At 72.7% G+C, this 22318-nt stretch carries 25 protein-coding genes and 1 pseudogene; 11 read left to right on the top strand and 15 right to left on the bottom strand.

Going from position 1 to position 22318, the window contains the following annotated elements; translation table 11 throughout:
* Positions 1-19: 19 nt before the first annotated feature.
* Positions 20-505, bottom strand: coding sequence for a DUF6578 domain-containing protein (locus tag ACZ7DL_RS11890; protein ID WP_470773550.1), 486 nt, complete (start codon positions 503-505; stop codon positions 20-22).
* A gap of 109 nt (positions 506-614) precedes the next feature.
* Between ACZ7DL_RS11890 and ACZ7DL_RS11885 the strand changes: the two genes are divergently transcribed.
* Entirely contained in the window at positions 615-1415 is an 801-nt protein-coding gene (locus ACZ7DL_RS11885; protein ID WP_470773549.1) for a site-2 protease family protein, read from the top strand.
* Here the strand turns inward: ACZ7DL_RS11885 and ACZ7DL_RS11880 are convergent.
* The 3 genes from ACZ7DL_RS11880 to ACZ7DL_RS11870 are packed head-to-tail and all read right to left on the bottom strand — an operon-like array spanning position 1405 to position 3476.
* Entirely contained in the window at positions 1405-1644 is a 240-nt protein-coding gene (locus ACZ7DL_RS11880) for a hypothetical protein (RefSeq protein ID WP_470773548.1), read from the bottom strand. The two genes, ACZ7DL_RS11885 and ACZ7DL_RS11880, sit on opposite strands and share 11 nt — an antisense overlap.
* Before the next feature lie 13 nt (positions 1645-1657).
* A complete protein-coding gene (npdG, locus tag ACZ7DL_RS11875; RefSeq protein WP_470773547.1) occupies positions 1658-2362 on the bottom strand; it encodes an NADPH-dependent F420 reductase in 705 nt (234 codons plus the stop codon).
* Positions 2363-2399: 37 nt separating this feature from the next.
* Positions 2400-3476 carry a sialidase family protein gene (locus ACZ7DL_RS11870; protein WP_470773545.1) on the bottom strand — a complete coding sequence of 359 codons (1077 nt, stop codon included), beginning with the start codon at positions 3474-3476 and terminating at the stop codon, positions 2400-2402.
* 104 nt (positions 3477-3580) lie between these two features.
* Here ACZ7DL_RS11870 and ACZ7DL_RS11865 point away from each other — a divergent pair, with 104 nt between their 5' ends.
* Positions 3581-4180 carry a hypothetical protein gene (locus tag ACZ7DL_RS11865; RefSeq protein ID WP_470773542.1) on the top strand — a complete coding sequence of 200 codons (600 nt, stop codon included), beginning with the start codon at positions 3581-3583 and terminating at the stop codon, positions 4178-4180.
* Between the two features lie 190 nt (positions 4181-4370).
* Here ACZ7DL_RS11865 and ACZ7DL_RS11860 read toward each other — a convergent pair whose 3' ends face one another.
* Positions 4371-4604 (bottom strand): hypothetical protein, encoded by a 234-nt coding sequence (locus tag ACZ7DL_RS11860; RefSeq protein ID WP_470773541.1) that lies wholly within the window; start codon positions 4602-4604, stop codon positions 4371-4373.
* Between the two features lie 58 nt (positions 4605-4662).
* On the opposite strand from ACZ7DL_RS11860, the gene map reads away from it, so the two are divergent.
* A complete protein-coding gene (gene map / locus ACZ7DL_RS11855; protein WP_470773538.1) occupies positions 4663-5520 on the top strand; it encodes a type I methionyl aminopeptidase in 858 nt (285 codons plus the stop codon).
* 129 nt (positions 5521-5649) lie between these two features.
* Positions 5650-6297 carry a biliverdin-producing heme oxygenase gene (locus tag ACZ7DL_RS11850; RefSeq protein WP_470773536.1) on the top strand — a complete coding sequence of 216 codons (648 nt, stop codon included), beginning with the start codon at positions 5650-5652 and terminating at the stop codon, positions 6295-6297.
* Positions 6298-6457: 160 nt separating this feature from the next.
* Here the strand turns inward: ACZ7DL_RS11850 and ACZ7DL_RS11845 are convergent, their stop codons facing one another.
* Entirely contained in the window at positions 6458-7102 is a 645-nt protein-coding gene (locus ACZ7DL_RS11845) for a PhzF family phenazine biosynthesis protein (protein WP_470773534.1), read from the bottom strand.
* A 233-nt stretch (positions 7103-7335) separates the two neighbouring features.
* Here ACZ7DL_RS11845 and efeO point away from each other — a divergent pair, with 233 nt between their 5' ends.
* From efeO to ACZ7DL_RS11825, 4 genes are read left to right on the top strand one after another with little or no spacing between them, the layout of a single operon-like run.
* Complete coding sequence (gene efeO / locus ACZ7DL_RS11840; RefSeq protein WP_470773532.1) at positions 7336-8472, top strand: iron uptake system protein EfeO; 1137 nt, start codon at positions 7336-7338, stop codon at positions 8470-8472.
* 16 nt (positions 8473-8488) lie between these two features.
* A complete protein-coding gene (efeB, locus tag ACZ7DL_RS11835) occupies positions 8489-9754 on the top strand; it encodes an iron uptake transporter deferrochelatase/peroxidase subunit (RefSeq protein ID WP_470773530.1) in 1266 nt (421 codons plus the stop codon).
* A 3-nt stretch (positions 9755-9757) separates the two neighbouring features.
* Positions 9758-10630: an iron uptake transporter permease EfeU gene (gene efeU / locus ACZ7DL_RS11830; RefSeq protein ID WP_470773529.1), complete on the top strand. Its 873-nt coding sequence runs from the start codon at positions 9758-9760 to the stop codon at positions 10628-10630.
* Positions 10590-11582, top strand: a complete 993-nt coding sequence (locus ACZ7DL_RS11825) for an SCO2278 family lipoprotein (protein ID WP_470773526.1) — start codon at positions 10590-10592, stop codon at positions 11580-11582. Before efeU ends, ACZ7DL_RS11825 begins: the two co-directional genes overlap by 41 nt.
* A 9-nt stretch (positions 11583-11591) precedes the next feature.
* Here the strand turns inward: ACZ7DL_RS11825 and ACZ7DL_RS11820 are convergent, their stop codons facing one another.
* From ACZ7DL_RS11820 to ACZ7DL_RS11800, 5 genes are all read right to left on the bottom strand, one after another.
* Positions 11592-12317 (bottom strand): bifunctional DNA primase/polymerase, encoded by a 726-nt coding sequence (locus ACZ7DL_RS11820; protein ID WP_470773524.1) that lies wholly within the window; start codon positions 12315-12317, stop codon positions 11592-11594.
* 128 nt (positions 12318-12445) lie between these two features.
* Positions 12446-13060 carry a TetR/AcrR family transcriptional regulator gene (locus ACZ7DL_RS11815; RefSeq protein WP_470773522.1) on the bottom strand — a complete coding sequence of 205 codons (615 nt, stop codon included), beginning with the start codon at positions 13058-13060 and terminating at the stop codon, positions 12446-12448.
* A 31-nt stretch (positions 13061-13091) separates the two neighbouring features.
* Positions 13092-14087 (bottom strand): small ribosomal subunit Rsm22 family protein, encoded by a 996-nt coding sequence (locus ACZ7DL_RS11810; RefSeq protein WP_470773521.1) that lies wholly within the window; start codon positions 14085-14087, stop codon positions 13092-13094.
* A 23-nt stretch (positions 14088-14110) separates the two neighbouring features.
* On the bottom strand, positions 14111-15292 hold the full coding sequence (locus tag ACZ7DL_RS11805; RefSeq protein ID WP_470773520.1) for a serine hydrolase domain-containing protein: 1182 nt from the start codon (positions 15290-15292) through the stop codon (positions 14111-14113).
* Positions 15232-16536, bottom strand: coding sequence for a multidrug effflux MFS transporter (locus tag ACZ7DL_RS11800; protein WP_470773519.1), 1305 nt, complete (start codon positions 16534-16536; stop codon positions 15232-15234). Before ACZ7DL_RS11800 ends, ACZ7DL_RS11805 begins: the two co-directional genes overlap by 61 nt.
* 89 nt (positions 16537-16625) lie before the next feature.
* Here ACZ7DL_RS11800 and ACZ7DL_RS11795 point away from each other — a divergent pair, with 89 nt between their 5' ends.
* Together ACZ7DL_RS11795 and ACZ7DL_RS11790 are read left to right on the top strand one after the other, a co-directional pair.
* The gene (locus ACZ7DL_RS11795; protein ID WP_470773517.1) at positions 16626-17642 is read left to right on the top strand and encodes a Gfo/Idh/MocA family protein; all 1017 of its coding nucleotides are present in this window, start codon (positions 16626-16628) and stop codon (positions 17640-17642) included.
* A gap of 56 nt (positions 17643-17698) precedes the next feature.
* Entirely contained in the window at positions 17699-18457 is a 759-nt protein-coding gene (locus ACZ7DL_RS11790; RefSeq protein WP_470773516.1) for an SDR family oxidoreductase, read from the top strand.
* Positions 18458-18808: 351 nt separating this feature from the next.
* Here the strand turns inward: ACZ7DL_RS11790 and ACZ7DL_RS11785 are convergent, their stop codons facing one another.
* The 3 genes and pseudogenes from ACZ7DL_RS11785 to ACZ7DL_RS11775 all read right to left on the bottom strand — a co-directional run bounded on the left by ACZ7DL_RS11785 (position 18809) and on the right by ACZ7DL_RS11775 (position 20922).
* Positions 18809-20029 (bottom strand): D-alanyl-D-alanine carboxypeptidase family protein, encoded by a 1221-nt coding sequence (locus ACZ7DL_RS11785; RefSeq protein WP_470773515.1) that lies wholly within the window; start codon positions 20027-20029, stop codon positions 18809-18811.
* Between the two features lie 269 nt (positions 20030-20298).
* Positions 20299-20490, bottom strand: a pseudogene (locus ACZ7DL_RS11780) (hypothetical protein); the annotation flags it as partial.
* 105 nt (positions 20491-20595) lie between these two features.
* Complete coding sequence (locus ACZ7DL_RS11775; RefSeq protein ID WP_470773513.1) at positions 20596-20922, bottom strand: nuclear transport factor 2-like protein; 327 nt, start codon at positions 20920-20922, stop codon at positions 20596-20598.
* Positions 20923-21062: 140 nt separating this feature from the next.
* On the opposite strand from ACZ7DL_RS11775, the gene ACZ7DL_RS11770 reads away from it, so the two are divergent.
* Positions 21063-21608 (top strand): DoxX family membrane protein, encoded by a 546-nt coding sequence (locus ACZ7DL_RS11770; protein WP_470773512.1) that lies wholly within the window; start codon positions 21063-21065, stop codon positions 21606-21608.
* Positions 21609-21710: 102 nt separating this feature from the next.
* On the opposite strand, the gene ACZ7DL_RS11765 is transcribed toward ACZ7DL_RS11770, so the two are convergent.
* Positions 21711-22289 (bottom strand): NADPH-dependent FMN reductase, encoded by a 579-nt coding sequence (locus ACZ7DL_RS11765; RefSeq protein ID WP_470773511.1) that lies wholly within the window; start codon positions 22287-22289, stop codon positions 21711-21713.
* Between the last annotated feature and the right edge of the window lie 29 nt (positions 22290-22318).

The following is a 22318-nucleotide window of genomic DNA, read 5'->3' as shown; positions in this document are numbered from 1 at the left end:
GCCGGCGGTTCAGCCGCCGTCAGGGCCGGTCACCGGCCCCGGCCGGCGAAGCGTCCGGAACATCCGCAATGTCCAGGGTGACGAGGGCGCCGTGGGTCCGGCGCACCCGGCCGGGGCCGGCCTGGAGGTCCGGCTCCTCCTCCTCGAACCACCTCGGGCAGCGGTCGACGGGCTCCAGCGTGACCGTGCCGGGCACGGCTTCGAGGCTGTACGGCGGCTTGCGGAAGACCACCGTGCCGGGCGGCACGTCGTCGGGGACGGGCGGGACGGGTCTCGGATGGACGGTGTGCTCCTGGTGCACCAGCTCGATGGCGCGGACCCGGCCGGTGGTCGCCCGGTCGGGGCCGCCGTGGTTCTCCACCCACGCCGTGGCGCCGTGATACGCGCCCCGCGGGTCCCGCCCGTCGACGGCGACGAGCCGCCAGCCGACCTCGTCCCCGACGGCGAACGGCGTGCCGCAGCACTGGAGCTGCCAGTTCTCGTAGAACACCCTCATCCGAGCCATTCCCTCACCTTCCAGGAACCGGACGGCCGTCGCGAGACGTTTTCCCCACGCGTCGGCGGCCGGTACGGTCGCAGTCCCCGATCACTTCCGGCCGCACAGGAGTTCGCCCATGACGACCGCCACCACCCGCCACGGCGACCGACAGGTCAGTCCCGTGTTCGTCGGGATCCTCGCCGTGACGGCGGTGACCGGCTGGGCCACCTGGACCGGCTTCGCCGCGCAGCCGGGCATCGCGGTGTTCCTGTTCGTGACCGCGGCCTGGATCGTCTCCCTGTGCCTGCACGAGTACGCGCACGCGCGCACCGCCCTGCACAGCGGGGACATCTCGGTCGGCGCGAAGGGCTATCTCACGCTGAACCCGCTGAAGTACACGCACGCGCTGCTGAGCATCGTGCTCCCGGTGCTGTTCGTGATCATGGGCGGGATCGGTCTGCCCGGCGGCGCGGTGTTCATCGAGCGCGGCCGCATCCGGGGCCGCTGGCGGCACAGCCTGATCTCGGCGGCGGGCCCGCTGACGAACGTGCTGTTCGCCGCGGTGTGCACGGCACCCTTCTGGCTGGACGCCCTGGACGGCGTGCCCGCGGACTTCCGGTACGCGCTGGCGTTCCTGGCGCTGCTCCAGGTGACGGCGGCGATCCTGAACTTCCTGCCGGTGCCGGGCCTGGACGGCTACGGCGTGCTGGAGCCGTGGCTGTCGTACAAGGTGAAGCGGCAGGTGGAGCCGTACGCGCCGTTCGGGCTGCTGTTCGTGTTCGCGCTGCTGTGGGTGCCGTCGGTCAACGACGCGTTCTTCGACGTGATCGACGCGGTCATGCGTGCGCTGAACGTCGACGACTTCTCCCGGTACTGCGGCGAGGCGGACTACCGCTTCTGGCAGGACACCCCGGAGATCTGCTCGCTCAGCTCGTGACGGACCCGCCCTGCCCGGCGGCCCGGCCACGCTTCACGTAGTACCAGGTCATGTTGGAGGTCAGGCCCGCCAGCAGCACCCAGACGATCCCCAGCCAGCTGCCGCGTGCGAAGGAGACGACCGCCGCGGCCACGGCGAGGACGCAGACGACGAGCGGGTAGAGGGCGATGCGGGGCATGAGGCTGGGCTCCTGTCGGGGGACACTGCTACGCCGACCAGTGTCCCCCATCGCCCCTCGCGGCTCACACGTCGGTGACGCGCAGCCCGGCGTGTGCCTTGTACCGGCGGTTGACGGAGATCAGATTCGCGACCAGCGACTCCACCTGGTGGGCGTTGCGCAGCCGGCCCGCGAAGACACCGCGCATGCCGGGGATGCGCCCGGCCAGCGCCTGCACGATCTCCACGTCGGCCCGCACCTCGCCCAGCACCATCACATCGGTGTCGATCCGCTCGATCTCCGGGTCCTGCAGCAGGACGGCCGACAGGTGGTGGAAGGCGGCGGTGACCCGGGAGTCCGGCAGCAGGGCGGCGGCCTGCTCGGCGGCGCTGCCCTCCTCCGGCTTGAGGGCGTAGGCGCCCTTCTTGTCGAAGCCGAGCGGGTTGACGCAGTCCACGACGAGCTTTCCGGCCAGTTCCTCGCGCAGCGACTTCAGCGTGTCGCCGTGGCCGTCCCACGGTACGGCCACGATCACGATGTCGCTGCGGCGCGCGGCCTCGGCGTTGTCGGCGCCCTCGATGCCGTGGCCGAGTTCGTCGGCGGCGGCCCGGGCGCGCTCGGCGGCACGGGAGCCGATGATCACCTTCTGGCCGGCCCGGGCGAGCCGGTAGGCGAGGCCCTTGCCCTGCGGGCCGGTGCCGCCGAGCACGCCGACGACGTATCCGGAGACGTCGGGCAGGTCCCAGGGGTCCTTGGCGGGGGCCTTCTGTGCGCTGTCGGTAGAGGTCATGGCCCGACTCTACGTCCGCCCGCGGGCCGGCAGCGGCTCAGGTCAGCCGGTGCACCGGCACCCGGCGGAAGGTGATCGTCTCGTAGGCGCCGAAGTCGCCCGTCTCGTACAGCAGCCCGACCGTGTGCGCGTCGACGCGGACCAGGTCGGAGTAGGCGGCGGGCAGCCCGTCGACGGTGAACGCCGTTCGCCAGGTGGTGCCGCCGTCGCGGGAGGCGCGGATCGTCATCAGGGCGCGGGCGCCGCCGGGGTCGGCCGGGCCGGAGAAGAGGAGCAGGTCGGGGTCGCGGAGCTGGAGGACGCAGGCCTCGCAGACGGGCGCGGTCAGCCCGGCCTGCGGCCGGAAGGGTTTGACGAGCGTCTTTCCGCCGTCCTTGGAGTGGGCGTCGGCGCGGTTGCCGGGCGAGGGGGAGTCGTTGCGGGTGTTGAGGTAGACGCGGCCGTCGGGGAGTTCGGCGGCGGTGGTCTCGTTGACGTTGACGTAGCCGTCGGTGTTCTCGTCCAGGTAGCCGAGGTACCAGGTCGCGCCGCGGTCGTCGCTGAGCAGGCAGTGTCCGCTGTTGTACCTGGCCTCGGCGCCGGTGTCGGTGCCGGTGGGCGGCAGGGTGTGGTTGGCCGGGACGAGGACGCGGCCGGAGGTCAGCTGGAGGGCGTGGCCGGGGGTGGTGGCGTACCAGCGCCAGCCGGGCTTCTTCACCTGCGCGGTGATCTCCCTGGGCGCGGACCACGTCAGTCCGTCGTCGTCGCTGTGCTGCACCCACACCCGCCGCCCGTCGGCGTCCCGGACCTGGCCGCGGAGTATGGCGGCCTCGGTGGCGGAGGCGGCGGCGCGGACGTGCACGAGCAGGATCCGGCCGGTGTCGAGGACGACGGGGGCGGGGTTGCCGGCGAGGTCCGTGCCGTTGCTCGCGGCGACCTGGAGCGGCCCCCAGCTGCGGCCGCCGTCCGTGGACCGCTTCAGCACGATGTCGATGTGCCCGTGGTCGGCGGCGGAGGCGACCCGGCCCTCGCAGAAGGCGAGCAGTGTGCCGGACCGGCTCGCCACGACCGCGGGTATGCGGAAACTGGCATATCCCTCGTGGCCCGCGCGGAAGGGGACGGTCTTGTCGGTCATCGGGCGGCTCCTCGGACGGGGGTGGTCCGTGCCCCTCCCCAGGTCGGGCGAATTCGGGGTGAACTCCGGGTCACGAGTGCCCGATTGCGGCAGGATGCGGTCGTATGGACGCCGTACGGGTCGCGTTGCTGCGGGAAGTGCTCACCGGGACCGAGTGGCTGGGGGCCACCCGGCGGTTCGCAGGGCTGCTGCGGGGGTCGGTGGTGGCGCACGGGGGCGGGCTGCTGCTGGTGGGCACGCCGGAGTACGAGCCCTGGCACCTGGCCGCGCACCTGGTGGACGAGGCGGCCTGGTCGGGCACGCCCGAACTGGCACCGACGCTGGTACGGCATCACGCGCGCCCCACCGACCCCGCGCACCTGGCGGTCGGGCCGGGCCGGCTCGCGGCGGCGCGGCGCGGGGAGACCCTGCTGGTGGTGGCACCGGAGGAGCCGGCACCGCTGCTGGAGCGGGTGCACGACGCCCGGCGGGCCGGGGTGACGGTGCTGGCGCTGGGCGCGGGCGGGGGCGAGCTGGCCGCGATGGCCCATGAGACGCTGGCCGTGCCGGAGGGGGCGGAGCTGGACCTGGACACCGTGCAGCACCTGGTCAGCGCGGCGGCCGGAGAAAACGCGGGCGCCTCTCCGCGGGGCCGACGAACGCTCCGCGACCGCCTGTCGAGACTGACAGAAGCCCTGACAGCACCGCCCCCGGCCCCTTGGTGACCGGCCCACCCACCCGACTCGCTCGGCTGACAGGTGAACCGCACACCGCACACGCGGGAGCACCCCATCGAGGGTGTCCGGCCACCGCACCGAGCGGCCGGCCGCGGCGCCGCTGCCGGTCTCACCGACCGGCGCGGCCTCGCTGAACCCGCTGCGCCGGACCGTCGGCGGAGTCGCCGTACCGGCGTGATCAGTCCTCGTCGGTGTTGCCGCCCGCCGGCGCGTCGTGCCAGCGCGGGTCGTTCTCCCATTGGAGGTTGCGTTCGGCGGCGGTCTCCATGGCGCGCTGGGCCTCCTGCCGGGAGGCGTACGGCCCGAAGCGGTCCTTGCCCGGGCAGTCCGGGCCCTCCTCGACCTTCTTGTGCTCCAGGCAGTAGTACCACTCGCCCGGCTTGCCGGCGGTGCGCTTCTTGAACAGGGCCATGGGCTGCTCCTCTCGCCACCGACATGTTCCCCCATGTCCGCTGGATAGACTCGCTGGCATGTATGGCCAGTCGCTGCTCGTACCAGGGGAGCTGTCTCCCACCCGTTCGGTTCCCGGAAACATCCGCCGCCCCGAGTACGTCGGCAAGCCCGCGCCGGCGCCGTACACCGGGCCGGAGGTGCAGAACCCGGAGACCATCGAGGCGATGCGGATCGCCGGCCGTATCGCCGCGCAGGCGATGGCGGAGGCCGCGAAGATCATCGCGCCCGGGGTCACCACGGACCGGCTCGACAAGGTCGCGCATGAGTACATGTGCGACCACGGGGCCTACCCGTCCACGCTCGGCTACCGCGGCTTCCCGAAGTCGCTGTGCACGTCGGTCAACGAGGTCATCTGCCACGGCATCCCGGACTCGACGGTCCTCAAGGACGGCGACATCGTCAATCTGGACGTGACGGCGTACATCGGCGGGGTGCACGGCGACAACAACGCCACCTACCTGGTCGGTGACGTCGACGAGGAGTCGCGGCTGCTGGTGGAGCGCACCCGCGAGGCGCTGAACCGGGCGATCAAGGCGGTCAGGCCGGGCCGGCAGATCAATGTCATCGGCCGGGTCATCGAGTCGTACGCCAAGCGCTTCGGCTACGGCGTCGTCCGTGACTTCACCGGCCACGGCATCAACTCGTCCTTCCACTCCGGGCTGATCATCCCGCACTACGACAGCCCGCACGCGACGACGGTCATGCAGCCGGGCATGACCTTCACGATCGAGCCGATGCTGACGCTGGGCACCCACGAGTACGAGATGTGGGACGACGGCTGGACTGTCGTCACCAAGGACCGCAAGCGGACCGCCCAGTTCGAGCACACGCTGGTGGTGACGGAGACCGGCGCGGAGATCCTGACCCTGCCGTGACCCGTCCGCCCACAGGCCCGTCCCGGCATCCCGGGGCGGGCTTTTTCGCTGCCCGCCCCGCTCCTGATGTTTTTCCGACACCCTGTCGGTAAACTTACCGACAACAGGTCGGCATACCGGGGAGTGTCCATGGAGCCGTTCTCGACCCTCATCCGCACGGCGTCGCACGAGCAGCACACGGCGGCGAACACGTCACCGTTCATGAGCGACCTGCTCGCCGGCCGGCTCGGGGTGGCCGCGTACACGCGCTACACCGAGCAGCTGTGGTTCGTGTACGAGGCCCTGGAGAGCGGGGCCGGGAGGCTGGCAGCGGATCCGGTGGCGGGTCCGTTCATCCGCCCCGAACTGTTCCGGCTGGCCGCGCTGGAGCGGGATCTGGCGCATCTGCGCGGCCCCGGATGGCGGGCGGGCCTGCGCGCGCTGCCGGCGACCCGGGCGTACGCGGACCGGGTGCGGGAGTGCGCCGAACGCTGGCCCGGCGGTTATGTCGCCCACCACTACACCCGGTATCTCGGCGACCTCTCCGGCGGCCAGATCGTCCGGGACCGGGCGGAGCGGACCTGGGGCTTCGCCAGGAAGGGGGACGGGGTCCGCTTCTACGTCTTCGGGGGCATCCCCAACCCGGCGGCGTTCAAGCGGGGTTACCGGGAGCTGCTGGACGGCATAGCGGTGGGCGACCTCGAGAAGCAGCGGGTCGTGGCGGAGTGCCGGCGGGCGTTCGCACTGAACACCGCGGTCTTGCGGGCGTTGGCCGAGGAGTTCCCGCTGAGCGCGTGAGCCCTGGACGACCGGGCCCCCGTGCCGCGTGCGGCGGGGGGCCCGGGTCGCATCAGTGCAGGTAGTCCTTGCAGTGGGCGCCGGCCGGTGGTCCCCGTTCGCCTTCGCGCGGCACACGCGAATCCACCCGACCGGAGGCGCGGGCCCTCACCCGGACGCGTCAGCGCTCCAGAAAGACCCGCCCACCGATCTCCACCCACCCGTGCGGCTGCGGCGCGGTGAGGATCTGCGAGCCCCGGCCCTGGGTGATGTTGAGGGCGCGGCCCAGCCGGTCGGTGAGGAGCAGCGCCGCCGCGCCCGTCGCCTCGTCCTCCTCGATTCCGTCGCCGCGGCCGGGGAAGGCGCGGGCCCGGATCCGCCCGGCCGCCTCGTCCTCCCAGGCCCAGGCGTAAATCCACTCCCCAGGCGGCGGCACGTCGAGGGCGTCCACTTCGGCGGCCGTGGCGTACCGGCGCAGGGTGCGCGGGGGCGCCCACTCCGCGCGGGCCTCGATCCAGCTGAACTCGCCGTCCTGCCGGGCCCCGACGACCCCGGCCGGCGTGACCAGCTCGGGCACGTCGAGCAGCCAGGCCGTGCCCACGCAGGGGTGGCCGGCGAAGGGCAGCCGCAGGGTGGGCGTATAGATGTCGATCACTCCGCGCTCGGGATCGTCCACGAACACGGTCTCGCTGAAGCCGAGTTTGCCGGCGAGCTCCTGCCGCTCGGCCCGCTCCGGGATCCGCGAGCCGTCTCGGACGACCCCCAGCTCATTGCCGTAGCCGCCACTCGGCCCGCAGAAGACGCGGAGTACGTCGTAATCAGTCACTCCGGAATTGAAACACCGTGACCCGAGTCGGACGCGGCGCAGCCCCGCACAGCGGCCCCGGACATTCGTTGACCGTTTCTTGACCACCCCTTGGAGTCACATTTAAGCCGTCGAGATCAAGCCGTTCCTGTGGCCGGGCCGTGAGAGCTGAATCACGACCCGCAGGGGTATGGGTGAGGTAAGGCTCATGTAAGTTAGGGCAGCCTCACCAGACCAGATCGCTTGGAGCATGCATGCGAGCCGCCCGACTGACCGTCACCGCCGCCGCGACCGTGGCGGCTCTGACCGCCCTCTCGGCCTGCACCTCGAAGAGCGACGCCAAGGACGGTGACGCCATCAAGGTCACCGCGGCCGACTCCACGTGCAACACCTCCACCAAGTCCGTCCCGGCCGGTCAGGTCACGCTGAAGATCGAGAACAAGGGGTCGAAGGCGACCGAGGTCGAGATCCTGTTCCCGGACGACCGGATCGTCTCCGAGAAGGAGAACATCGGACCGGGCACCAAGTACACGCTCACCGCCGAGGTGAAGGCCGGCTCGTACGAGATCGCCTGCCGGCCCGGCATGAAGGGCCACGGCGTCCGGCAGAAGCTGACCGTCACCGGCGGCGGCACGACCGCCAAGCGGGACCCCAAGCTGGACACGGCCGTCGCCCAGTACCGCACGTACGCGCAGGACCAGGCCGACGAGACGCTGCCGCGGGTCGAGACCTTCGCGAAGGCGATCAAGGACGGCGACCTGGACGCCGCGAAGAAGGCGTACGGCATATCCCGCCTCGGCTGGGAGCGCACCGAGCCGGTCGCCGAGTCCTTCGGTGACATCGACCCGAAGGTCGACTTCCGCGAGGACGGCCTGGAGGACGGCCAGAAGTGGACCGGCTGGCACCGGCTGGAGAAGGCCCTCTGGCAGGACAAGAAGATCGGCGCCGAGGAGAAGTCCCTCGCCGACCAGCTGGTGAAGGACCTCAAGGACTGGCAGAACCGGGTCGGCAAGGCCGAGATCACCCCGACCTCCATGGCCAACGGCGCCAAGGAGCTGCTGGACGAGGTCGCCACCGGCAAGGTCACCGGCGAGGAGGACCGCTACGCGCACACCGACCTGGTCGACTTCAAGGGCAACGTCGAGGGCGCACAGAAGGCGTACGAGCTGCTGAAGCCGGTCGCCGCGAAGAACGACCCGGCACTGACCAAGGAGCTGGACAAGCAGTTCGCGGCGCTGAACGGGCTGCTGGACACGTACCGGTCGGACAAGACGTCGTACGCGTTCGTCTCCTACGACAAGGTCACCAAGGACCAGCGCAAGGAGCTGTCGGACGCGGTGAACGCGCTCGCCGAGCCGCTGTCCAAGCTCGCCGCCGCGGTCGTGAAGTAAGCAGGGGGGCGAAGCGATGACCGAGACGCAGACCAGCAGTGCCCAGGAGAGCAACCCGTCGCGTCGGTCGCTGATCGGCTGGGGCGGTGCCGGGCTCGCGCTCGGTGCCGTGGCGGCCGGCGGCGCGGTGGCGATGACCAGGGTGGGCAACGACGTGGACCCGGTGGCCGCCGAGACGGGCGGCGCGGTGGAGTTCCACGGCGCCCACCAGGCCGGCATCGCCACCCCGGTGCAGGACAGGCTGCACTTCGCCGCGTTCGACGTGAAGACCGAGGACCGCGAAGAGTTCGTCCAGATGCTGAAGGACTGGACGGCGGCGGCCCGCCGGATGGCCGCCGGGAAGGCGGTCGGCGAGGGCGCGTACGGCGGTCTCGCCGAGGCCCCGCCGGACGACACCGGTGAGGCGCTCGGGCTCAAGCCGTCGCGGCTGACGCTGACGATCGGTTTCGGGCCGTCGCTCTTCGACAGGTTCGGACTCAAGGACAAGCGGCCCGAGGCACTGGTCGACCTGCCCAAGTTCCCCGGCGACAACCTGGACGGCGCCCGCACCGGCGGCGACCTGTGCGTCCAGGCCTGCGCCGACGATCCGCAGGTCGCGGTGCACGCGATCCGCAACCTGGCCCGGATCGGCTTCGGCAAGGTCGCCATCCGCTGGTCGCAGCTGGGCTTCGGCAAGACCTCCTCGACCACCCCGGACGCGCAGACCCCGCGCAACCTCATGGGCTTCAAGGACGGCACCCGCAACATCGCGGGCACCGAGACCGACCGGCTGAAGAAGTTCGTGTGGGTCGGCGACAGCGACGGGCCGGACTGGATGACCGGCGGGTCGTACCTGGTCGCCCGGCGCATCCGCATGCACATCGAGACCTGGGACCGGACCCCGCTCCAGGAGCAGGAGGACATCTTCGGCCGGGACAAGGGCGAGGGCGCGCCGGTCGGCAAGGCCAAGGAGCACGACGCGCCGTTCCTGAAGGCGATGAAGCCGGACGCGCACGTACGCCTCGCGCACCCCGACTCCAACAACGGCATCACCATCCTGCGCCGCGGTTACTCCTTCACCGACGGCACCGACGGCATGGGCCGCCTGGAGGCGGGCCTGTTCTTCCTCGCCTACCAGCGGGACGTGCGCAAGGGCTTCATCCCGCTCCAGCGCAACCTCGCCGCACACGACGCGCTCAACGAGTACATCCAGCACGTGGGTTCCGCGGTCTTCGCGGTGCCCCCGGGTGTCCGGGACGCGAACGACTGGTGGGGCCGCACGCTGTTCTCGAAGGAGGCATAGCCCGTGTTCTCCAACTACCTGATCGGCCTGCGCGAGGGGCTGGAGGCGTCGCTCGTCGTCTGCATCCTGATCGCCTACCTCGTCAAGACCGGCCGCAGGGACGCCCTGAAGCCGATCTGGATGGGCATCGGCATCGCGATCGCCATCGCCATGGGCTTCGGCTGCGCGCTGGAGTTCGGCTCGCAGGAGCTGACCTTCCAGGCGCAGGAAGCCCTCGGCGGCTCCCTGTCGATCGTCGCCGTGAGCCTGGTGACCTGGATGGTGTTCTGGATGCGGCGCACCGCCCGGCACCTGAAGTCGGAGCTGCACGGCAAGCTGGACGCGGCCCTCGCGCTGGGCACGGGCGCGCTGGTCGCCACCGCGTTCCTGGCGGTCGGCCGGGAGGGCCTGGAGACCGCGCTGTTCGTGTGGGCGTCGGTGCACGCGGCCTCCGACGGCACCCCGCGCCCGCTGGTCGGCGTCGCCCTGGGCCTGGCCACGGCGGTCCTGCTGGGCTGGCTGTTCTACCGGGGCGCCCTGAAGATCAACCTGGCCAAGTTCTTCACCTGGACCGGCGGGATGCTGGTCGTGGTCGCGGCGGGCGTGCTGGCGTACGGCTTCCACGACCTCCAGGAGGCCGACTGGGTGCCGGGCATCAACGAGCTGGCCTTCGACATCAGCGACACCATTCCGCCGGACAGCTGGTACGGCACGCTGCTGAAGGGCGTGTTCAACTTCCAGCCGGATCCGACGGTCGTTCAGATCACGGTGTGGGCGCTGTACCTGGTCCCGGTGCTCGCGCTGTTCCTCTCCCCGGTAGGGTTCGCCTCCGGAAAGGGGAAGGTGAAGGAGCCCGATGACCAGGGAACGCAGCCGTCGACGGCTTCGCAGGCGTGACCGGAACGCACTCATAGCGGCCTCGCTGACCGCTTTGTCGCTCACCGCCGGCGGATGCGTGGTGGTGCACGGGGAGCGTGTGGTGCTCCCCGCCGCCACCCGCGCCGAGGCCGCCAAAGCACTGACCGCGTTCACGGACGCGTACAACAAGGCCGACAAGGCCTACGACAGCTCCCTGGACGCGCCCTATGTCACCGGCGCCGTCGCCGACATCGACGCCGCCCGGCTGAAGGCGGGGCACGTCAACAACCCGTCCGGGAACGCGGGCCACACCCCGCTGACGCTGACGGACGTGAAGTACACGATCCCCGAGAAGGCCGGCTGGCCGCGCTGGTTCGTCGCCGACGCCAAGGGCAACAAGGGCGGCGACTTCCGCTGGGTGCTGGTCTTCGCCCGCAACGGCGTCGGCGAGCGGTGGCAGGTGACGTATCTGACCCTCATGAGGCCCGGCACCGTACCGGAGTTCACGACGGACGAGGACGGCTGGGCCGAGGCCGTCCCGGCCGACACCACGCAGCTGGCCGTGCGGCCGGACGACTTGAGCAAGAGGTACGCCGCCTACCTGAAGAGCGGTGGGACGGCGTTCGCGGACGGCCGCGACACCAGCGGGCTGCGCGCGGACCGCAAGAAGGCGGCCAAGAAGCCCGGCCTGGTCCGGCAGTTCATCGACGAGCCGCTCAACCACGGCGACTACGCGCCGCTCGCGCTGCGCACGGCGGACGGCGGGGCCCTGGTCTTCTTCACCACGCACCACTTCGAGAAGCGGACCGCCTATACGGGCGCCACCGTGCCGCCCCCCGGGAAGGACGTGCAGGCGCTCGTCAAGGGCGAGGTGAAGCAGTCCCTGACGCTGGAGTCGATCGCCAACCAGGCCGTGCTGGACCCGGCCGGCAGCGGGCCGGTGCGGATGCTGGGGCGGGTCCAGGGGCTGACGTCCGCGCAGGGCGAGTGAACGCCGGTCTCAGTGCCGCAGAGGCCAGGTCGCGCCCTCGGTGCCCGCGTGCCGGGCGCAGGCGTCGGTGAGCGCCTCCAGCAGGTTCAGCGGGTCCGGGAGCGGGTGCTCCGGGCCGCGCACCCAGCGCACCGCCTGGTCGTCGCCGGGCAGCCGGGCGGGCGGTACGAGGACGTAGGAGCCCCGGCAGTGCCAGCGCAGGCCGGGGTGCTCGTCCATGGTCTCGGGGTGGCAGTCCAGCTCGCAGGGCCACCACTCGTCCTCGTCCTCGGGGGTGCCGCGGGTGAGGGTGAAGAACAGCATGCGGCCGTCGTCGCTCTCGGCGACCGGACCGATCTCGACGCCGGAGCCGAGCAGCCGCTCCAGGGCCTCGCGGCCGGCCGCCAGGGGCACGTCCAGGACGTCGTGCACCATGCCGGTGGCGGTGATGAAGTTGGCCCGCGGCTGATGCCGGGCCCACCGCTCGATCTGGGCGCGGTCGGTGGTGGACTGCGTCTGCCAGGCGAACGAGACCGGGTGCCTGGCCGGGGTGGGACAGCCGACGCGGTCGCAGGAGCAGCGGTAGTCGGGGGCGGGGTGCGCGGCGGGGGCGAGCGGCAGGCCCGCGCCGGCGGCGGCGAGCAGCAGGCCCTCACGGCCGTCGTCGGCGGCGGCGGACTCCTTCGGGCGGCGTCCGAGCAGCCACTGGGAGAGTTTGCCCTGCCGGCCGGACCGGCCGCCGAACGTCGCGCTCATCTATCCCCTCGGTCTGGTGGTCGCCTCGCTGCTGTGCGGACAGCATGCCTCATCGTCCCGGCTTCGTGTGCTTCGGGGGGGTCGCCGAAGGCGGGAGGCCGACGGTCACGGGTGGGGCGGTGGGGAGATCAACGGGGTGCGATTCCGTGCAGGGCGTACTCGACGAGGGTGTCCGTGTAGTCGTACGAGATCGGCCCGGTCCGCTGGAGCCAGCGTTGCGCGAGCGGCGAGACGAACAGCTCCAGGGCGATCCGGGGGTCGACGTCGGCGCGTACCGCCCCCGCGGCCTGTGCCGAGCGCAAGCGGGCCACGTACAGCTGCAGCTGTGGTTCGAGGAGCTTGGTGACGAACTCGCGGCCGAGCTGCTCGTTGACCAGTCCCTCCGCGGCCAGCGCCCGCGACGGCACCTCGAAGCGCGGGTCGAGCAGCTCGTCCACCGTGGCCCGCAGCACCGCCCTGAGGTCGGCGGCCAGGTCGCCGGTGTCCGGGATGGCGTCCGGCTCGTGCCCTGCCGCCTGGGCCGCCTGCCCGGCGAGGTCCAGGAACGCCTCCAGCAGGACGTCCGCCTTGGACGACCACCACCGGTAGATGGTCTGCTTGCCGACCCCGGCGCGGGCGGCGATGGCCTCGACGGTGGTCTTCGGGTAGCCGACCTCCCCGACCAGGGCGAGGGCGGCGGCGTAGATCGCCCGGCGGGACTTCTCGCTGCGGCGGGTGGCGTCGGGGGCGGGCTTGTTGACCATGGGGTCGAAAGTAACAAGCGGCGACGGCGGGCTACGACACGGAGTCGTACGGCGGCCAGGCGTCGCCCCAGTCGGCGTCCCGGGCCGCCTTGTACAGGTCGCCGTGGCGCTTGGTGACCGTCGTGCGGCGCAGCTGCTCCTCGGCCTCGCACAGATCGAGCAGCACCTGCCCCTTGCGGATCTGCGGGCGCCGGACCACCCGGGCGGGGGCCGGTTCGGCGGGCAGCCGGGTGGCGGCGACGTAGGCGAACTTCTCGTCCTCGTACGCCAGCGAGCCGCCCTTGACCTGGCGGTGCAGGGAGGAGCGGCCGACCCGGGCGGAGAAGTGGCACCAGTCCTCGCCGGGCGCGATGGGGCAGGCGGCGCTGTGCGGGCAGGGCGCGGCGATCCGGAAGCCGGCCCGGATCAGCCGGTCGCGGGCCTCGATCACCCGGTCGTAGCCGGCCGGGGTACCGGCCTCGACGATGACGACGGCCCGCGCGGCGCCGGCGGCGGCGTCGACCAGGGCGGCCCGGTCGGCCTCGGCCAGCTCGTTGAGGACGTACGACACCGTGACGAGGTCCGTGGCGTCCAGGGTGAGGTCCGCCCCGATCCGGGCGCGCTGCCAGCGGGCGTCCTGGAGAGCCGGGTTGGCGGCGGCTATCTCCCGGCCCAGGGCGAGGGCGGGCTCGGCCCAGTCCAGCACGGTGACACCGCGCGCGCCGGGCCAGGTCGCCGTGACGGCCCAGGTGGCGGCGCCGGTTCCGCCGCCGACGTCGACATGGCTGCCCGGCGTCCAGCCGGGCACGGCGTCGGCGAAGGCGGCCAGCGCCGAGCGGACCGCCTCGAAGGTGGCGGGCATCCGGTAGGCGGCGTAGGCGGCGACGTCGGCGCGGTCGCGCAGGATCGGCGCGTGGGTGGGGGTGTCGCCCCGATAGGTGGCGATCAGCCGGTCCACGGCTCCTGCGACCTGCGTGGGCGGCAGCCCGGCGAGAAGGTCGGCGAGGGCGGCGCGCAGGGTTTCGGCCGGGGGTGCGGGGTGGTTCACCTGCCGATTGTACGAGGCCATGCTCAGATCACCGCCCGCGCGAGCCTCGTCGCCAGCGCCGCCCGCGGTCGGCTGTCCGCCGGGCGTCGGCGCGGGTGGACCGTGTTGGCCAGCAGGATCAGGAAGGTGTCCGTGGCCGGGTCCAGCACCAGGGAGGTGCCGGTGAAGCCCGTGTGGCCGGCCGCGCCGCGGCCCGCCAGCTCGCCCATGAACCACGGCTGGTCCAGGACGAAGCCCAGCCCGGGCGGGGTGAAGAGCAGTTCCACGAAGTCGGGGCCGAGGATGCGCGCGGGGCCGTAGGAGCCGCCCGCGAGCAGGGCGCGGCAGAAGACGGCCAGGTCGGGCGCGGTGGAGAAGAGGCCCGCGTGCCCCGCGACCCCGCCGAGCGCCCAGGCGTTCTCGTCGTGGACCACGCCTCGCAGCATGCCCCGGTCGGCCTTGGCCCACGGCCGCCGCTGGTCCTCGGTGGCCGCGGCGCCGGAGCAGGGCCCGAACCCGGTGGCGGTCATGCCGAGCGGCCGGGTGATGCCGTCCCGGACGAGGACGTCGAGGGTGCGGCCGGTGATGCGTTCCAGGATGAACTGGAGCAGCAGCATGTTCAGGTCGGAGTACCGGTAGGTGCCCGGCTCCGCCGTCGGTGCCTCGGCCCGCAGCAGGGCGAGCCGGGCCCTGTCGTCCGGGCAGCCGTACAGCGGGAGTTCGGGGCGCAGGCCGGAGGTGTGCGTGAGCAGTTGCCGCACGGTGACGCCGTAGGCGGCGGCGCCGACGAACTCGGGCAGGTAGTAGCCGACCCGGGCGTCCATGCCGAGGGTGCCGCGCTCGATCTGCTGCACGGCGGCGACGGAGGTGAACAGCTTGGTGAGCGAGGCCAGGTCGAAGGGGGTGTCGAGGGTGGCCGGGACGCGGGCGGCGGGCGGGAGTTCGACACCGTTGTCGGTCTCCGGGTCGTAGGAGGCGTAGCGCACGGCCCAGCCCGCGGCCTCGGCCACGGCGATCACGGGGCCGCGCCCGGCCAGCACGACGGCGCCGGCCGCCCAGGGGCGCTCGCCGGCGGTCAGGGCGTGCACCTCGCCGACCAGGTGCCCGAGTTCGCCGGGGTCGAGCCCGGCCCGTTCCGGTGTGCCGGCGCGCAGTCGCGATGCGCTCAGCTCTCGTCTCCCTCCGACCCGGCGGGGGCGGTCCCCCGTGCTGTCCAGGGACGGCACATTCCCACGAAGCAGACCGCCGCGACCAGTGCTCCCAGCAGCTGGACAAGGGCCATGGGTACGGCGGTGTGCTCCCCGGCGACGCCGACGAGCGGGGAGGCCACCGCGCCGACGAGGAAGGAGGAGGTGCCGAGCAGCGCGGAGGCGGAGCCGGCGGCGTGCCGGGTGCGCAGCAGGGCGAGGGACTGGGCGTTGGGCAGCGTGATGCCCATGGCGGACATCAGGACGAACAGGGCCGCGGCGATGGGGGCGAGCCCGGGCTCGCCGAGGACGCCGGAGGCCATCAGCAGCAGGGCGGTCGCGGCGAGCACGATCACGGTCAGGCCGGTGGCGAGCACCTTGTCCAGGCTGACCCGGCCGACCAGCAGCTTGCCGTTGACCTGCCCGGCGATCACCAGGCCGACGGAGTTGAGCCCGAACAGCAGGCTGAAGGTCTGCGGGGAGGCGCCGTAGATCTCCTGGATGACGAAGGGGGAGGCGGATATGTAGGCGAACAGCGCGGCGAAGGCGAAGCCGCCGGCGAGCATGTAGCCGGTGAACGGCAGGTCGGCGAGGAGGGCGCGCATCGACCGCAGGGCCGCCCCCACTCCCCCGCCGTGCCGGTCGCCGGGCGGCAGCGTCTCGGGCAGCCGCAGCCAGACGAGGGCGCCGAGCAGGACTCCGACGGCCGTGAGGACGACGAACACGCCCCGCCAGTCGGTCACCCGGAGGATCTGTCCGCCGATCAGCGGCGCCACGATCGGGGCGACCCCGGAGACGAGCATCAGGGTGGAGAAGAAGCGGGCCATGGCCACGCCGTCGTAGAGGTCGCGTACGACGGCCCGCGCGATGACGATGCCGGCCGCGCCGGCGAGGCCCTGGGCCAGGCGGAAGGCGACCAGGGTCTCGACGTTCGGCGCCACCGCGCACAGGGCGGTGGCGAGGAGGTAGACGGCGAGGCCGGTCAGCAGCGGCCGGCGGCGGCCCCAGCGGTCGCTCATCGGGCCGACCACCAACTGCCCCAGGGCCATGCCCAGCAGGCACGCGGTGAGGGTGAGCTGGACGGTGGCGGCGGGCGCGTGCAGCGAGCGGGTGACCTCCGGCAGGGACGGGAGGTACATGTCCATCGCGAGCGGCGGTGTGGCGGTGAGGCCGCCGAGGACGAGGGTGACGAGCAGGCCGGTACGGCGGGTGGCGGCCGAGGGCCGCGCGGTGCCGGACTCCCGCTCCGTCTCCGGTGTCGATGCCGCCCGGTGCTCGGGCATATGTCGTCCCTCCCTCTCGTACGTGACCGGCCCCTATGCTCTCAGCTCGTACACACTGCCGAGGCACACACGAGCGATGGCGGGGCGGGATGGCGGAGCGGAGCGTGCGGTGGGGGATCCTGGCCACGGGCGGGATCGCGGCGGCGTTCGCGGCGGATCTGGTCGATCTGCCGGACGCGGAGATCGTGGCGGTGGCCTCGCGCAGCCGGGAGCCGGCGGAGGCGTTCGCGGAGCGGTTCGGGGTACGGCGGGCGTACGGTGACTGGGAGTCGCTGGCGGCGGACGAGGACGTCGACGTCGTCTACGTGGCCACTCCGCACGTGGCGCACCGGGCGGCGGCCGGGCTGTGTCTGACGGCGGGGCGGAACGTGCTGTGCGAGAAGCCGTTCACGCTGAACCTGCGGGAGGCGGAGGACCTCGTCGCGCTGGCCCGGGAGCACGGCCGCTTCCTGATGGAAGCGATGTGGATGTACTGCAATCCGCTGGTCCGGCGGCTGAAGGCGCTCGTGGCGGACGGGGCGATCGGCGAGGTGCGGACCGTGGACGCGGACTTCGGGCTGGCGGGCCCCTTCCCGGCGGCGCACCGGCTGCGGGACCCGGGGCTGGGCGGCGGGGCGCTGCTGGATCTGGGGGTGTATCCGGTGTCGTTCGCGCAGTTGCTGCTGGGCGAGCCGGACGGGGTCGCGGCGAGCGCGGTGCTGTCGCCGGAGGGCGTCGACCTCCAGACCGGTGCCGTGCTGTCGTGGGAGAGCGGCGCGCTGGCCTCGGTGCACTGCTCGATCGTCGGCGGTACGGCGGTCACCGCCTCGGTCACCGGTTCGCGGGGCCGGATCGACATCCCGGCCGGATTCTTCCACCCGGACCGGTTCGTGCTGCACCGGGACGGACGCGATCCCGAGGAGTTCACCGCTGATCCGGCCGACGGGCCGCGCACCAGCCTGCGGCACGAGGCGCGGGAGGTCATGCGGGCGCTGCGGGCGGGCGAGAAGGAGTCGCCGCTGGTGCCGCTGGAGGGCACGCTCGCGGTGATGCGCACGCTGGACGCGGTGCGCGAGCGGATCGGGGTGCGGTATCCGGGGGAGGACGCGGTCGCCCTCGCCAGGTAACCGTATGGCGGACATCCGATTCCGCATGACGGACCCCGCGCCTAGGCTGCGGAGCCATGACTGAGAGGCAATCGAAGATCGCGGTGGTGACCGGAGCCGGTTCCGGCATCGGGCGGGCCGTCGCCGTGGAGCTGCTGCTCCACGGCTGGTCGGTGGCGCTGGCCGGCCGGCGCGCCGAGACGCTGGAGGAGACGGCGGCCCTGGCACCGAAGGGCGCCGCGCTCGGCGTGCGCACCGACGTGTCCGTGCCCGACGAGGTGGACGCCCTGTTCGCGGCGACCGTGGAGCGGTTCGGCCGGGTGGATCTGCTGTTCAACAACGCGGGCACCTTCGGGCCCGGCGGGGTGCCGGTCGAGGAGCTGCCCTACGACGCCTGGCGGCACGTGGTGGACACCAACCTCAACGGGGCGTTCCTGTGTGCGCAGGCGGCCTACCGGCGGATGAAGGAGCAGGACCCGCAGGGCGGCCGGATCATCAACAACGGATCCATCTCGGCCCACACGCCCCGCCCGCACTCGGTCGCCTACACCGCGACCAAGCACGCACTGACCGGGCTGACCAAGTCGCTGTCCCTGGACGGGCGGCCGTACCGCATCGCGGTCGGGCAGATCGACATCGGCAACGCGGCGACCGACATGACGGTCCGGATGCAGACCGGCGCCCTCCAGGCAAACGGGGAAGTAGCCCCGGAACCGGTGATGGACGTGGCCGACGTGGCGCGCACCGTACGGCACATGGCCGAGCTGCCGCTGGAGGCGAACGTGCAGTTCGCGACGGTGCTGGCGACGACGATGCCGTACATCGGGCGGGGCTGAGCCGCACCTCCCGGCCCGCGCAAGCGGAACTTGAACATCCGTGCTATTGCGGCCCGTCACGGACGTGTGCTCAACTTTCCTCCACCAGAGCTTCACAGTTGGAGCACATAGGTTCCGCGACCATTCCGAGGGGGGACGGCGGCCGTTCCACCGGGCCGGAGTTGGGGGTGGACCTCGCGGCGGACCGCGGGGTGCACGCCGGCCGGTGGAACGGCCGCCGCATGACCTCGTGCGGCGCGCTCGGCGCCGGCTGTCCGCGGTGCGCCCACGTGTCGACGTCCGTGGTTCGGCCGTTCAGCACCGCCGCCCGCGGTACCGCCCGCCCAGGCCGAGGCCCGTGACGCGGCCCGCTCAGCGTCGGCGCCGGCCCCCGGCGGCCCGCTCCTCCCCCTCGTGCGCAGCCGCCGGCCGCGCCCGGCGGCGCAGGGCCCAGGCACCCGCGCCCAGCAGCGCCAGCGCACCGGCGGCGCCCTCGACCGCATGCCACCCCGAGCCGCTGCCGGACGCCGAGCCGGGCGGGCCGGCCGCGGCCTGCACGGTCTTCCGCGCGGGCGCCGAACTCCCGCTCGCCCCGCCCTCGCTGAGCGGCTCGACCAGGGTGCCCACCGCCTGCGCCGCACGCCCGTGCCCGAAGCCCCAGTCGAACAGCGCGGCGGTCTCCTCGTAGACGGCGTTGCCGCCGGAGTCGGGATGCATCACGGTGACCAGCAGGGTGCGCCCGTCCCGGGTGGCGGCACCGGTGAAGGTGTTGCCGGCATGGCTGGTGTAGCCGTTCTTGACGCCGATGAGGCCGTCGTACGGCTTCAGGCCCCACGCCCCGGTCAGCAGGCGGTCGGTGTTCTGGATCTGGAAGGTCTTCTCGCCGCCCGCCGGGAAGTCGGCGGTTCTCGTGCCGCAGTAGCCGCGGAAATCGGCGTCCTTCAGGCCGTGCCGGGCGAAGAGCGTGAGGTCGTACGCCGAGGAGAGCTGCCCCTTGTGGTCGAAGCCGTCGGGGCTGACCACATGGGTGTCCAGGGCCTGGAGGTCCGCCGCCCTGGCCTGCATCTCGGCGACCGTCCTGGCGATGCCGCCGTTCATGCGGGACAGCACGTGCACGGCGTCGTTGCCGGAGCGCAGGAACACGCCCTGCCACAACTGCTCGACGGTGTAGGTGATGCCGGGCTTGATGCCGACGAGGCTGGAGCCGGCCGGGACGTCGGCGAGGTCGGCGTCGGTGATCCGGTAGCGCTGGGTACGGTCGAACTTCCGCAGCAGGGTGTCCGCGAACAGCATCTTCAGTGTGGACGCGGGCGCGAGGCGCCGATGCGCGTCGAAGGAGGCGAGCACCTCGCCGCTCGTGCAGTCCGCGACCAGCCAGGCGCGGGCGGTGAGCTTCTTGGGCAGTCCGGTGGCGCCGCGCACCTGGACGCCGGTGCGGGCCAGGCGCTCGCCGCCGATGTGGGTCCCTCCCCGCTTGAGCGAAGCAGACAGCTCCGGGGACGTGGCGGCGGCCTCGGTGGCCGTGGACAGGGGCAGGGCGGCGGCCGTCAGCCCGAGGACGGCACGCCGGCTGAGCCGGGAACATTCACGCACCCGGGGACCGTACACCGCGTCGAACAGCGGTTTCCCGCTCCGCGGGCCCGTACGGCGCGGAATTTGCCGCGTTATGAGAATCCGATGAGTTACCCCGGTTTCTCAGTCCTTGCACACCGTTTCCCCAGGGCTCCTCAATCCTCCATCGCCCGCCGCGCCCCACGCCTGGCCACCATCGGAGCCGGACAGCTCACCCTGACCGAACAGGGCGCGTCCCAGGGGTCCGGCCGGCACTCTCAGAAGCGGTACGCGCAGGAGCAGTACGGCGGTTACCGCCGCTGACCTGGTCGTACGCCCCGTCGGGGCCGCTCAGCGCCGGAGCAGTGGTCGATCTCGGCCGGCTGTCCGGTGTCGAGCGGCCCTTGCGCGAGCGCACCCGCGTTCTGCTCGGCCTGGGCGACGGTCCGGAAACCGGGGATCGGCACGGTGCGCGGGCTGCGGGCCCGCAGCCGGCCGAGGGCGCTCACGCCGATACCGCTGCGTCCCCATGTCCTGGTGGTCTCCATGCCCGCGGAGGCCAGAAGTCGGAGCGCACGCGGACACAAGGGCCGCGGGCGGAACCGCGGTTACGCCTGCCCGGTCTCGAACCGTGAGATCCGGCCGTCGTCGTCGACGGTGAAGCTCCACTTGGTGCGCATCTCGCCCCAGGTGTCGTTGGAGTAGCGGGCGAGGAGGGTCCGGCCGCCGTCGGACTCGTTGTCGACCTCCATGTGACCGTGGGACGAGAAGATCTCGCGGTCGATCCAGTCGGCGAGGTCACGGTCGGAGCCGTCGTCGGACATGGTGGCGCCGGGCGCGAGCAGGGCCATGAAGCCCTCGCGGTCGTGCGAGTTGACGGCGTGGACGAAGGCCCGGACGGCCGGATTGCTGAGCTTGGCTGGCTGAATCGTCATGGCGCCAGGCTCACACCGCTCCTGCGCGCCCGCCACCCGAACGGCAGCCAGGAGGGGCCGGGCGGGGTCACGGGTGCCAGGGTGGGGACACGGGAGGGAACACGGGAGGGACCTGGCCGCCTGTCTGCATGGGAGTCACCGTGAGCTGTTACGACCGACGTGATCTGGGCCTGCTGCTGCTCCGGCTGGGCACCGGCGGGGTGCTGGCGGCTCATGGCGCGCAGAAGCTGTTCGGCTGGTTCGGCGGGCACGGCCTCACGGGCACCGGCCAGTTCATGGAGTCCGTCGGCTACGCGCCCGGCAAGGCGAGCGCGACGGCGGCGGGGCTGGCCGAGGCGGGCGGCGGCACGCTGCTGGCGCTGGGCCTCGCGACCCCGGCGGCGGGCGCGGCGGCGGCCGGTGCGATGGCGGGGGCGGCGACGGTCCACCTGCCCAACGGCTTCTTCGCCCAGGAGGGCGGCTACGAGCACGCGGCGAGCCTGGGGCTGGCCGCGGCCGGCCTCGCCGTCGCGGGCCCGGGCCGGCTCTCCCTCGACCACGCCCTCGGGCATGTCCTCGACCGCGGCTGGATGGTCCCGGTCGCCCTCGGCGTGACGGCGGCGGCGACGGCCGTGGTCATCGGCGCCCGGAACCAGCGGGTCCGGGCCGGCAAGGAGGGCGAACAGGAGGTGCTGTTCGAGGAGTGACGCGCAGGGGCTTGCCGCAGGGAGGAGCAGCGCACAGGGCCTCGCGCAGGGAGGAGCAGCGCCGTCTTCGCCGCACCTCTTCGAGCACCGCCCCTCGGCCGGTCAGGTCGCCGTGGAAGGCGCGGTGGCGTCCGAGGAGGGCTCTGGCGCCGGGGTCGGGACCGCGGCGGTGGCGAGGGTGTCGAGCAGGTCACCCAGGGCGGCCAGGGTCGTCTCGTCCGTGACCCGGCCGTCGGCGACCTTCAAGGTGGCCTGGGGGATGCCCAGTTGAGGGGTGAGCACCCGGGCGCCCATCACGGTGAGCGTCTCGGCCAGCCAGGCCCGGGCCCGGTCGCCGCCGGACAGCGCGGGGGACGCGCTCGCCAGGGCCACCGGCTTGCCGGCGGCCTCACCGCCGCCGACCAGCCACTCGAGGGCGTTCTTCAGCACGCCCGAGGTGCCGTGGGCGTACTCCGGGGTCACGACCAGCAGCCCGTCCGCCGCGCCGACCGCGGCCCGCAAGTCCGCCACGACCCGGGGCAGAGCGGTGGTTTCGATGTCGGCGTCGAAGAAGGGCAGGCGGTCCAGGCCCTGGTCGATGACGAGTTGTCGCGGGGGCAGGGTCAGGTCCGCCGCCGAACGCAGCACGGCCGCGTTGAGCGACCCGGATCGCAGACTTCCGCACAGACCGAGGACCTTCACGGCGCCCAGCCTACGTTCCGACGGGGCGG

The organism is Streptomyces sp. NPDC036984 (assembly GCF_055607665.1).
This window is presented reverse-complemented; position numbering and strand designations above follow the sequence as displayed.